This is a genomic window from Microcoleus sp. B7-D4 (assembly GCF_036705125.1).
Taxonomy (GTDB): Bacteria; Cyanobacteriota; Cyanobacteriia; order Cyanobacteriales; family Microcoleaceae; genus Microcoleus.
In genome coordinates this window covers 16,708-29,683 of sequence record NZ_JAUBTT010000013.1, presented here as the reverse complement: position 1 = coordinate 29,683, position 12,976 = coordinate 16,708, and the positions used below count along the sequence as shown (strand labels likewise).

Sequence of the window (12,976 nt, the reverse complement as noted above, 5' to 3'; positions counted from 1 at the left end):
CAAAGCAACGCCCCACAAGAAAATTCACTCTTTGTGGAACAGGCATCTTGCCTGTTCGCCATCGAGCTGCAAAATGTCAGAAACACCAAACTCTATCATAACTGGTCAACATAGACCAATTTGTCAGATAATCTAGACACACTGGCGATCGACAGATGCGGAAGGTCAGTAAGGTTTTAATCCTGACGGAAGTCTTCTATCCTCTCCATCCCTCCTACTCCCTCTCCCCAACAGTCAACAGTCAACAGTCAGCAGACAACAATTTGCGATCGACTGCACAAAGCGGCCGAAACATTAAAAAATTAAGTTGTCTGTCGATCGCAACAGGTGAGATGATATGTAGTGCAGCCTCACGGCAGTTCCACAGAAACTGAACAGCAGAAACGCGAGCGATCGAACTCGACTCATCGCTCCTCTGTCAGAATCGACCACACACACTCTCTCTTACATATAAAAACCAGAATTATGGCTGTTGCAACCCAATCACTCGAAGAACTCTGCATCAACTCTATCCGCTTTCTGGCCATCGATGCGGTAGAAAAAGCAAAATCAGGACACCCGGGACTGCCTATGGGCGCTGCCCCTATGGCCTTCGTGCTGTGGGATCGGTTCATGCGGTTCAACCCCAAAAACCCCAAGTGGTTTAATCGCGATCGCTTCGTCCTCTCCGCCGGCCACGGCTGTATGCTACAGTACGCCCTCCTGTACTTGACCGGCTACGATAGCGTCACCCTCGACGACATCAAGCAATTTCGCCAGTGGGAATCCAGAACCCCCGGACACCCCGAAAACTTCATGACCGAAGGCGTAGAAGTTACCACCGGCCCCCTGGGACAAGGAATTGCTAATGGCGTCGGTTTGGCAATGGCAGAAGCTCACCTCGCTGCTAAGTTTAACAAGCCCGACCACACCATTGTTGACCACTACACCTATGTAATTTTGGGTGACGGCTGCCACATGGAAGGCGTTTCTGCCGAAGCTTGTTCTTTGGCTGGACACCTCGGACTCGGCAAATTAATTGCCTTGTACGATGACAATCACATTTCTATTGAAGGCGACACAAGCTTGGCCTTTACTGAAGATGTGGGCAAGCGTTTTGAAGCTTACAACTGGCACGTTATTACAGTAGACAATACCGCTCTAGACGAAGATACTAACCTAGAAGCAGTTCACAAAGCTATTGAAGAAGCCAAAAAAGTCACGGACAAACCGTCCATGATTAAAGTCCGCACCGTCATTGGTTACGGTTCTCCCAACAAGCGCAATTCCTACAGTGCTCACGGTGCTGCTTTGGGTGCCGATGAAGTGAAAGCAACTCGCGATTTCTTGAAGTGGGAACACGCACCGTTTGAGATTCCTGAAGATGCTTTGTCACACTTCCGCAAAGCAGTCGATCGCGGTGCTCAAGCTGAGCAAGAATGGCAGAAAGCTTTTGATGCTTATAAAGCAGCATATCCTGCAGAAGCTGCAGAATATGAGCGCAGCGTTGCCGGCAAACTTCCTGAAGGTTGGGATAAAGTTTTGCCGACATACAACCCGGAAGATAAGGCAGATTCGACTCGGAATCATTCTGGAAAATGTTTGAATGCTTTGGCAGGTGTGCTACCTGAATTGATCGGCGGTTCCGCTGACTTGGCATCTTCTAACATGACTTTGCTTAAGGGTGAAAAAGACTTCCAAAAAGGTCAATACGAAGGACGTAACCTGCGCTTTGGTGTGCGGGAACACGGCATGGGTGCGATCGCCAACGGTATGCTTCTGCATGGCGGTTTAATTCCTTACTGCGCTACTTTCTTGGTATTTGCTGACTATATGCGGGGAGCAATTCGCCTCTCTGCACTATCGGAAGCTGGAGTTATTTATGTAATGACTCACGACTCCGTAGCCTTGGGCGAAGACGGCCCCACTCACCAACCCGTGGAAACCATCGCTTCTCTGCGAGTAATTCCCGATTTGTTGGTAATGCGCCCTGCGGATGGTAACGAAACATCCGGCGCTTACAAAGTGGCAGTTGAAAGCCGCACTCGCCCAACTTTAATGGCTTTGTCGCGCCAAAATCTGCCCAACTTGGCTGGAAGTTCGATCGAAGGAACAGCCAAAGGCGCTTACATTTTGTCCGACGACGGCGGCACTCCCGACATCATTTTAATCGGCACCGGCGGCGAAACATACCTCTGCGTTGATGCCGCTGAAAAATTGCGCGCTGCAGGTAATAAAGTGCGCGTAGTTTCGATGCCTTGCTGGGAATTGTTCGACTTACAAGATGCCGCTTACCGCGAATCTGTACTGCCGAAAGCTGTTACTAAACGGTTGGCAGTTGAAGCAGCTTGTAGCTTCGGCTGGGGACGTTATTTGGGTGCCGAAGGCGACAGCATCAGCATCGACACATTCGGCGCTTCAGCACCGGGCCCCGTTGCTTTAGAAAAGTTTGGCTACACCGTTGATAATGTGGTAGCTAAGGCTCAGGCGCTGTTGGGTTAATAGCAGCAGCATAATTTTGGGTGGGGCGGGCTTCTGGCTCGCCCCATTTTTTATAGAAGAAGGAAGTTCGGCAACGGATTCTGTAACGGATGTAACAGATGTAACGGATTGATGGAAGAAGGCTTTAGTTATTTAGAAGATAAGGAAGAAGAAAGGAAAAGCTAAAATCTCAAATCTCAAATCGGCATCTAGGGTTTCACTTCGTCATACCTCACATCTTGCACCATTGTCAGGAACAGGCAAGATGCCTGTTCCACAAGAAAATTCATCTCTTGTGGAACAGGCATCTTGCCTGTTCATAAAAGGATTGAGAATGGTGCAACATATGAGTTATACCCAACCTAGAGCTCGATACAGCTCGCGAATCATTGAGAATTGCTATATTAAGACTTACGGAAGAAAAACCAGTTTCTACAACAATATTCGGTTTGGCAACGAGGCATTTATGAAGAAACCGGGTTTTTAGCCCCCCGTGCCTCCAGAACAGTATATTTCAGAGAGTTAAGATAAGTTATAAGTTATTGCCTTAAATTACTCCTTCCCCATTTGCCATTCCGTTTATGATTTGGAATTTTTTAAATCAGTTGTTATTCACCGGCAATTATATTCCTCAAGGCTACTGTTACCTTTGGCAGCGAGAGCTAGTCGCGCTCCACATAGTGTCAGACTCTATAATTGCCCTGGCCTACTATTCAATACCCCTCTCGTTAATTTATTATTTTATCGGTCAGCGAAAAGACTTGCCCTTCCGCAACATCTTTTGGCTGCTTGCAGCCTTTATTATCTCTTGCGGCACTACTCATATAATGGAAGTTTGGACGCTTTGGCATCCTGTTTATTGGGTTTCTGGCAGTCTGAAAATTATTACCGCCGCAATTTCTGGTTACACCGCATTTGCATTAATTCCTTTAGTTCCCCAAGCATTAACTCTCCTGAGTCCAACTCAATTAGGGATGATCGATTCAATACTGCAAAAAGAAATAATTGAACGCCGAGAAACGGAAGCTCGCTATCAAACTTTAACTGAAGCTTCGCCGGTAGGAATATTTTATGCAGATGCTGGAGGAGACTGCTTGTATGTCAACGAGCGCTGGTGTCAAATTTCGGGAATTACCTGTGATGAAGCTTTGGGCAAAGGGTGGTTGCAAGGCATTCATCCAGACGACCGCGAGCGGGTTTTTTCTGAATGGTATAGCGCCGCGCAGGAGAAATTGCCGTTTAAATCTGAGTACCGCTTTCAAGGCATTAATCACACTCAAATCAGTTGGGTATTCGGTCAATCTGTCGGTCAAATTGGAGAAAATGGGGAGGTTAAAAATTATGTTTGTACTATTACTGATATTACAGAACGCAAGCAGGTAGAAGAGGAAAATCGACGGCTCAATGAAACTCTGGAGCATCGAGTTGCTGAGCGCACGGCTCAAATCGAAATTTCTAACCACAAATTGCAAAAAGAAATAGCATACCGCGAAAAAATTGCTTTCACTTTGTTGGAATTGACGCAACTGCAAAATGCAATTCTTAATAGCGCTAACTACACAATTATTTCTACAGATCCCGACGGTACAATTAAAACATTTAATCGGGCGGCAGAGCAACTATTAGGTTATTCGCTAGAAGAAGTGGTGGGGAAAGTCACGGTAGAAATAATTCACGATCCTCTGGAGGTCGCTCAAAGAGCTGAAGTTCTTTCTCAAGAATTGGGAGTGAAAATAGAGCCGGGAATTGAAGCCTTTGTTGCCTTGCCGCGCCGGAAAATCGCTGACGAAAATGAATGGACTTACATTCGCAAAGATGGTTCGCGGTTTCCGGTACTGCTGTCGGTGACTGCCTTATTTGATAGTAACGGAAATATTAACGGTTTTTTGGGTATCGGTCAGGATATTAGCGATCGCAAACAAGCTGAAAAAGAGCTGCGTGACCTCACCAGTGCCATGCAAAATGCGGTGGAAGGCATTTCACGGCTAGATACTGAGGGGCGCTACGTGAAGGTTAACCGAGCTTACGCTCATAAATGCGGTTACGAACCGGAACAAATGCTGGGCATGAAATGGCTGCCCACCGTACATCCGGACGATGTTGAGATGATGCTCTCAGCTTATCAGGAAATGCTAATTTCTGGCCAAGTAGAAGTTGAAGCTAGAGGAGTCCGAAAAAATAGCTCGTTTTTTTACAAGCAATTAACGATGGTAAAAGCTTGCGACGCACAAGGGATATTTAACGGCCACCACTGTTTTATGAAAGATATCACTGAGCGCAAACTAACTGAAACTGCTTTGCAGGAAAGCGAATTCAAGTACAGGCAAATAGTTGAATTAGCAAAAGAAGGTATTTGGGTAATTGACAGAAATGGCCTCACGACTTACGTGAACAACGCAATGGCGCGAATGCTCGGCTATAGTGAAGTAGAAATGTTCGGGCGGTCGATTTTTGATTTCATGGACGAACCGGAAAAACCACAAGCTATTGATAATGTCGATCGGCGCAAGCAAGGTATTGCTGAACAACACGAATTTAAATTCAAAACCAAGGACGGCAAAGATATTTGGACTGATATGTCTACCAGTTCAGTCATGGACTCCCAGGGTAATCTGCTGTCTTGTTGCGCCTTGGTTTACAACATTACAAGCCGCAAAGAAGCAGAGCAGCAACTGCTGCAACTGACAGAAGATTTGAAGCGTTCCAACGAGGAATTAGAACAATTTGCTTATGTGGCTTCCCACGATTTGCAAGAACCGCTCCGAGCCATTACCAGTTACACTCAATTGCTGGCCCAGCGCTATCAAGGAAATTTGGACGATCGCGCAGATAAGTATATTCATTATATTGTCGATGGCGCCACCAGAATGCAGCAGCTAATTAACGATTTGTTGGCGTATTCGCGCCTGGGAACGAGGGGTCAGGAGTTTGAGCAGGCGGACTGCAAGGCTGTGGTTAAGCAAACTATGTGCAATTTGCAAATTGCGATCGCCGAAACAAAAGCTGTAATCACCTGCGACGCGATGCCAACTGTGATGGCGGATGAATTTCAACTGGTGCAATTATTCCAAAATTTGCTCGCCAACAGCATCAAATTTTGTCGCCAAGATATCCCGTTGATTCATATCGCTGCCTGCCGGCAAGAGAGCGAATGGGTGTTCAGTGTCCGCGATAACGGCATTGGCATCGATCCGCAGTATGCCGATCGCATTTTCATCATTTTTCAACGCCTGCACTCCCGTCGCCAATATTCCGGCACAGGCATAGGTTTGGCGATGTGCAAGCGCATTGTTGAACGCCACGGCGGTCGCATCTGGGTGGAATCTCAAGAGGGAAAAGGAGCGACTTTTTACTTCACTATTCCTATAATTAGTACCTGAATCCTCAAAATTCAATTTTGTTTTTATACTCAAAAGGATACGCCGGTTATGAGCGATCGAAGCACTGTTAGACCTATAGAGATTCTGCTGATTGAGGATTCTCCCAGCGATGCCGATTTGGCAATAGAAGTCCTCAGTCAGGGTAAAATATTGAATAACTTGCATTTTGTGGAGGATGGAGTCGAAGCAATCAAGTTTTTGCGCCGAAAAGAACCCTATCTCAGGGTACCTCGTCCCGATTTGATTTTGCTCGATTTGCATCTGCCCAAAAAAAGCGGTATTGAAGTGCTAGAAGAAATTAAAACTGACCCAGCCTTAAAATTAATTCCTGTAGTGATTCTCAGCACTTCAGCAGCTCCCGAAGATATTTTTAAGTCCTACTCCCTCCACGCCAACTGTTACATAACAAAACCGGTAGACTTCGTTGAATTTACTAAAGTAGTGAGGTTAATTGAGGACTTCTGGCTGGCAGTCGTCAAACTTCCTCTAAATTAAACGAACAAATGCTTTGCTTATAGCCTTTCTCAGAAAGATGAGGTACTCATGGGCATAGGGCATAGGGCATAGGGCATAGGCCTCCGTGGGCATAGGGCATACCTCACCACGCTTGAGAACCGCTATATGAGCGATCTAAAATTTTTAGCCTAGGGAAATTCTGCTGGTGGATGATTTGCTCAGCGAGGCTGAAGGGACTTTATAAAAGCTGGCGACCAGCAAATTTTTAAGAATTTGCATAAGAGTAGAAGATATGGTATCAGGAAGAAAATTATTGAATAAAAAAGGCTTGTCGGTTCGCGTTTTCCTCCCTATTTAATTCGGGTTAACTGAATTTTCCCTCAAAAAACGGTGATAAATATGGATAAAAATCTACTCAGCACTCAAGTTAAAAATGATTCCGGTGGTAATTATGACAACCTCAGCAGCCGATGAAGAGATGCTCAAGTTTTATGCCCTGTCAGCCCGGTGCTACATCACTAAGCCTATCGATTTTAGTCAAGTCGCTAAGCTGGTGAGATGGATTGAGGATTGGTGGCTGGTGGTGGTGACAGTTCCCAAATAATAATTTTCAAGTTGAAAATGGTAAGGGAAAGCCAAAAAGTTTAACCTAAAATTGGTAGAGTAAAAATTTTACAGTCAAAAACGTCTAAGCTATGTGGATTAAGATTCTGTTAGTAGAAGACAATCCTGCTGATGCTGATTTGCTTGCAGAACTGTTAGAAGTATCTGTGGGCGTCCAGTGGGAACTGGTGTCTGTTGAGTTCCTGCATGAGGCGATCGCCCAACTGTGTAAAGAATCCTTTGATGTAGTTTTGCTCGACCTTTCTTTGCCGGACAGCCGCGGTTTGGAAACGCTAACTCGCCTGCGGGAAGTTGCTCCTGATGTGCCAATGGTGGTAATGACAGGCTTGGACGATGAGGCGATCGCCCTAGAATCAGTTCGCTTGGGAGCTCAAGACTATATTGTTAAAGGCCAAATTACTACTCAATTATTAGTGCGGACGATCCGCTACGCGATCGAACGATCTCAAACATTTCAAATGCTGCGGGAAAGCGAGCGCCGCTTTCGGGCGATTTTTGACTCGTCGTTTCAGTTAACCAAGCTGCTGACTCCCCAAGGAATTGTGCTGGAAGTGAACGAGACAGCCCTCGATTTTGCCGGATTGCGATCGGAGGATATTGTGGGCCGCCCGATTTGGGAAATGGCGATTTGGGCCCAGTCGCCACAGGTTTCCGAACAATTGCAATGCGCGATCGGCAAAGCAAGTCGTGGCGAGTTTTTCCGCAGCGAAATCGACTTGTTAGGCAAAAGTGACCAAATTATGACAGTTGATTTCTCACTGAAACCGGTTAAAAATGAAACAGGACAAGTTTTGCTGCTGATTGCCGAAGCCCGTGACATTAGCGATCGCAAACGAGCAGAAGCGGAAATTCTCAAAGCCCTGGCACGAGAAAAGGAACTTTCACAACTGCGAGCTAAATTTGTCACAATGGTTTCCCACGAGTTCCGCACACCTTTGACAACCATCCAATTTTCGGCGGGATTGCTGCAAGATTACAGCTCTCAGTGGCCCCAAGAGAAAAAATCTACTCATTTTGTGCGGATTCAATTAGCAATTAAACGCATGACAGAGTTATTAGAAGATATCCTCGTAATTGGCAAAATCGAAGCCAATACCTTGCAGTTTCAACCGGTTTCCTTAAACCTCGAAAAATTTTGCCGTCAACTGGTAGAAGAGCAGCAGCTCAACGACAGCAATCAACACCCGATCGCCTTTCAATATGAAGGCGGCAACTGCGAGGCTCAAATGGATGAAAAACTGCTGCAGCAAATCTTGGGAAATGTCCTCTCAAATGCCATCAAATATTCCCCCGTCGGCAGTACAGTTTCCTTGCACCTCAACTGTCTAAACAAAGAAGCTGTTTTCCAAGTTCAAGACCAGGGCATCGGCATTCCCCAGGCCGATCGAGAGCGGATATTAGAAACTTTTTACCGATCTCCCAATGTCGGCACTATTTCGGGAACAGGTCTCGGTTTAGCAATTGTGAAGAGGGCTGTGGAACTTCACGGCGGCCAACTTGCGATCGACAGCCAAGAAGGAAAAGGCACAACTTTCACTATTACCTTGCCTCTAATTTGCCCTCCCAGTCAATAACAACTGAATTATCAACTATACATATCCGCGATTTAACGATTAATTAAGCGCCTAACTAACAAACTTATCAAGTGTCTGAACCCAGATTTTTCCAACCAACTACTAACTAAAAGGAGCTATCACCGTGGCTAAGATTTTGGTAATAGAAGACGAAGAAGCGATTAGAGAAAATATTTTAGAGTTGCTGGAAGCCGAGAATTTTGAAGGAATAGGAGCGATTAACGGCAAAGTCGGCATCAAATTGGCGATCGAAAAAATCCCGGATTTAATTTTGTGCGACATGATGATGCCGGAAGTAGACGGTCACGGCGTCATCAAAGCTTTGCGATCCGAACCCTTGACTGCCACAATTCCGTTTATTTTCCTCACAGCCAAAGCCGATAAAGTTGACGTTCGCAGGGGCATGGAACTGGGAGCGGACGATTACATTACTAAGCCCTGTACGCCGCAAGAACTGCTAAAAGCCATTGCTATTAGACTGGAAAAACAAAAAACAATTAGCCGACAATCTCAAAAGACGCTAGACGAATTACGCACTAATATTAGTATGTCGCTGCCCCACGAATTGCGGACTCCTTTGAATGCAATTCTGGGTTTTTCTGAGCTAATTCTGTCAGAATATCATGTCTTAGAGGAATCAGATATCTTAGAGATGATCGGTCAAATTCAAACTTCGGGTCATCGCTTGTATCGGCTAATTCAGAACTTTTTGCTGTATGCAGAACTGGAGATAGCAGCCACAAATCCCGAACGGCTCAAGGAGATGCGAAACAGCGAATTTAGCTGTGTAAAATCTTTGCTGAGTCAAAAAGCGCGGCAGCAAGCAAAACACGCGAATAGAACAGACGATTTACAATTAAACTTGCAAGATTCGTCGGTTGCTATTGATTCTGTCAGACTCGCAAAAATTGTTGAAGAACTATTGGACAATGCCTTCAAATTTTCTTTAGAAGGAACGCCTGTTTTATTAAGCAGTTTGGTCGAAAATCAGACTTTTATTCTGTCTGTCAAAGACCAAGGCCGCGGCCTGACTGCCGATCAGATTGCACAGCTAGAAGCTTACAGGCAGTTCGATCGCAAACTTTACCAACAAGCAGGTTTGGGATTGGGCCTGGCTATTGTTCAACGCCTTGTAGAATTGCACGGAGGGGAATTTAAAATAGAAAGTTTGCCACAGCAAGAAACCATAGTTTGCGTTTCCCTGCCTGTCTAAACAATGATTATTCCAGTTTCAAAAAAGAATACAACTGTAGGCAAACTCCCAACCCTTATGGAATAAATCATTGCCAATTCTCAAATCTAAACTCTAATATCATGTCCGGTCGATTACCATTCATCAGGTAGGGGCGGGTTCACCACAATATCTGCCAATAATTGACAATCTCAAAAACCCGCCTGGCCGGGATATTATGGTCAATCGATCGGACATGATATAAAATGGTATTATGCAGGAGCGATCGCTCCTTTCAGACACCGCTCCATATAAATTTGAGCTACCTTATCATGAGGGTTGATTTCCAAGCAGGCCGAAAACCATCTTTTAGCTTCGACACAGTTGTCACTATTGTAGAGTACCAAAGCTTGCTCAAAGATTGTCTTGGTCTCTAACTTTTTCTGTCGTAACTCTGGCGGATCGGCCGCAAATACTTCATAAAGTGTTACCATTCGCGATTTGCCTTTAACTGTTACGCGATCGATCAACCTCAAATCATAAATATCGTTCAACTGTATAAAAGTATTGTGAGTAATTAACATCGAAACTCCATACTCTTTCGTCAAAGTTTCCACGCGGGAGGCTAAGTTTACCGCATCGCTAATCACCGTGCTGTCCATCCGACTTTGGCCGCCAACCGTGCCTAACATCAAAGAACCCGTATTGATTCCTATGCCAATTTGCAGCGGCGGGCGATCGACCTGATTACGACTAATATTATACTCGTTAAGCTCTTCTAGCATTGCAATTCCAGCTTTCACAGCATCGTCCGCACTGCCATTAAACAGCGCCATAATCGCATCGCCAATGTATTTATCAATAAAACCAAAATTGTCAGTAATTGCCGGTTCCATCCGCGACAAATAACCATTAATAAATTGAAAATTCTCTTCGGGACTCATCCTTTCCGAAAGAGAAGTGAAATCGCGGATATCTGAAAATAGCACCGACATTTCTTTCTGCACCTGATCGCCTAATTTGACTTCCAGAATACTTTCATATCCCAGAAAGTGGAGAAATTCGTGCGGTACAAACCGCCCGTAAGCATCTGTTAATTTTTCTTCTGCTGCTAAAGCTTTTTGCAAATCGTCTGTGAATTGGCGGCGCTCGGTTTCTACCTCTAGACGTTCCGTGATGTCTTGAAAAGCGGCGATAGCGTAAACTATGTTTTTCCGTTCGTCGTAGATTGGAGTCGCCCAAACCTCGATCGGCACAATCCGATCTGACCCACGAATTTCTAGCTCGTCCATACGCACAAATTCTCCCCGCAACGCCCGAACAATCGGTTGGCTATCCCTCGGATACAATTGATTAGTTCCAGCGTCGTAAAAATGATAAGCTTCAGGAAATTGCTCAGTAGCCCCATCAAAAATTAAACCTTCGGCTAGTATCCTTTCGCCCCAAGAATTCATGTAAAAAGGTTTACCATTACCATCGACAACAAATAGTCCCACCGGCATCGCTTCCAGGAATTGAGTCAATCGGCTTTCGTTTTCTGACAGTGCCTCATTTAACTTTTCTTGGGCCGCCAAAGCTTTTTCTAAATCATTAGTAAACCTGATTCGTTCCACTTCCACCTGTCTTTGCAAACTAATATCCTTAGCAAAACCCTGATAGTAAAGCACTTCACCGTTAGCATCATAAACGGTGCGCGCATACTCAGAAATCCAGATAATGCTGCCATCTCGACAGTAAACCTGAGACTCAAACTCACACAGAGTACCGTGCTGTTTCATCAGCGCCAGAAACTCTTGACGGCGGTTCGGTTCCACGTACAATTGCTGCTGAATATCATTAATACTTTCTATCAATTCTGACGCAGAATCGTAGCCGTAAATTTCCGCCAGAGCAGGATTCGCACTGAGAAAATGTCCGTCCGGCGTCGTCTGAAAAATACCTTCTAGAGCATTTTCAAATATCCCGCGATACTTCTCTTCAGCTTGAATTAGCGCCTCTTCAGCTTCCTTGCGTTCACTTATGTCACTAAAAGCAATAATCGCATAGGAAATGTCGCCTGTAGAATCATAAATTGGAGTTGCCCAACTCTCTACAGGAATAATCTTATTAGCTGTACGAATTTCTACACCCTCAGTCCGCACATTTTCGCCCCTAAGCGCCCGCATAATTGGCAATTCTTCCACGGGGCATCTCTGATTAGTCCCGGCTTTATAGAATTGATAAATTGCTGCTTTTTGCTCTGAATTAATATGCGGCACAGTGCCTTTGCCAAATACATCCCGCGCTTTCTGGTTAGCGTAGAAAGATTGCCCGTTTGCATCAAGTACACATACGCCCAATGGCATAGCTTCTAGATATTGCGTCAAGCGACTTTCGTTTTCATGGAGTTTGGCAATCAGCATCGCCTGCTTGCGGTTTAATTTTACCAACTCCTCATTCATTTCCTGAAGTTCTCTTTGTTTTTCAGCTAATTTTTTATCTTGAAAATATCTATATATAGCCTCAGTGACAGTTAATTTTAAGTCATCACATTGCCAAGGTTTAGGTATATATCGGTACAATTTAGCATAGTTAATAGCATTGGCTACCGCCTCCAAATCTGCCTGCCCCGTCAGCATAATCTTGAGACAGTTAGGCGAGATAGCATGAACTCTGCTTAATAGTTCGTCTCCTTTCATACTAGGCATGATATGATCCGAAATCACCAAAGGAACTTCATACTGTTCTGCTAAAAGTTCTGACAGCAACTCTAAAGCTTCTTCGCCACTTTGGGCCGTTTCAATTAAATATTTATCTTCAAAGGCTTTTAGCAGGTCTATTTCCAGACTATCAAGTATAGTCTGCTCATCATCGACACAAATAATGACTGGTTTTTTCATAAATTTGCTAGACCAGACTTAATTGCTTCAATTAATTCTTGATTTTGCCAAGGTTTTTCTATGAAAGCATGAAGATTTGCTTGAGCTTTTGTGCGTTCGATTGCTTCTTTGTCTGCTTGTCCTGTCAGCATTACTTTCACAATTTGCGGATATTTTTGATGAATTTTAATCAGCAACTCATCTCCTTTCATTCCGGGCATCAACCAATCAGAGACAATTACTAAAATCTTAACATCAGCTTCACATAGCTCTTCAATAATTTCCAGGGCTTCGGCAGCACTTTCAGCAAATTCGCAAAGATATTTACCGTTAAATGCCTGTTGCAGTTCAATTTCCAGACTTTCCAACACCCCTACTTCATCGTCCACACACAAAATTGCTGATTTAGACATCGCTAGTTTCCTTATTTAGTGTGGCAGGGTGAACCCTCAT

Annotated in this window: 9 protein-coding genes; 7 read left to right on the top strand and 2 right to left on the bottom strand. The window is 44.7% G+C overall.

Annotated elements, in window-relative coordinates:
• Positions 1-155: 155 nt before the first annotated feature.
• The 7 genes from QUB12_RS07475 (at position 156) to QUB12_RS07445 (ending at position 9,707) form a co-directional block, all read left to right on the top strand.
• The gene (locus tag QUB12_RS07475) at positions 156-374 is read left to right on the top strand and encodes a hypothetical protein (RefSeq protein ID WP_333306232.1); all 219 of its coding nucleotides are present in this window, start codon (positions 156-158) and stop codon (positions 372-374) included.
• Positions 375-465: 91 nt separating this feature from the next.
• Positions 466-2,481, top strand: a complete 2,016-nt coding sequence (tkt, locus tag QUB12_RS07470; protein WP_333306230.1) for a transketolase — start codon at positions 466-468, stop codon at positions 2,479-2,481.
• A gap of 560 nt (positions 2,482-3,041) precedes the next feature.
• Positions 3,042-5,840, top strand: a complete 2,799-nt coding sequence (locus QUB12_RS07465; RefSeq protein WP_333306228.1) for a PAS domain S-box protein — start codon at positions 3,042-3,044, stop codon at positions 5,838-5,840.
• A 48-nt stretch (positions 5,841-5,888) separates the two neighbouring features.
• A complete protein-coding gene (locus tag QUB12_RS07460; protein ID WP_333306226.1) occupies positions 5,889-6,335 on the top strand; it encodes a response regulator in 447 nt (148 codons plus the stop codon).
• A gap of 412 nt (positions 6,336-6,747) precedes the next feature.
• Positions 6,748-6,900, top strand: coding sequence for a hypothetical protein (locus QUB12_RS07455; RefSeq protein ID WP_333155876.1), 153 nt, complete (start codon positions 6,748-6,750; stop codon positions 6,898-6,900).
• Positions 6,901-6,991: 91 nt separating this feature from the next.
• Entirely contained in the window at positions 6,992-8,494 is a 1,503-nt protein-coding gene (locus QUB12_RS07450) for an ATP-binding protein (RefSeq protein ID WP_333306224.1), read from the top strand.
• A gap of 124 nt (positions 8,495-8,618) precedes the next feature.
• The gene (locus tag QUB12_RS07445) at positions 8,619-9,707 is read left to right on the top strand and encodes a response regulator (protein ID WP_333145592.1); all 1,089 of its coding nucleotides are present in this window, start codon (positions 8,619-8,621) and stop codon (positions 9,705-9,707) included.
• 230 nt (positions 9,708-9,937) lie between these two features.
• On the opposite strand, the gene QUB12_RS07440 is transcribed toward QUB12_RS07445, so the two are convergent.
• Complete coding sequence (locus QUB12_RS07440) at positions 9,938-12,544, bottom strand: PAS domain S-box protein (protein WP_333145589.1); 2,607 nt, start codon at positions 12,542-12,544, stop codon at positions 9,938-9,940.
• The gene (locus tag QUB12_RS07435) at positions 12,541-12,936 is read right to left on the bottom strand and encodes a response regulator (protein ID WP_333103705.1); all 396 of its coding nucleotides are present in this window, start codon (positions 12,934-12,936) and stop codon (positions 12,541-12,543) included. The genes QUB12_RS07440 and QUB12_RS07435 overlap by 4 nt, the downstream gene beginning before the upstream one ends.
• Positions 12,937-12,976: the final 40 nt, after the last annotated feature.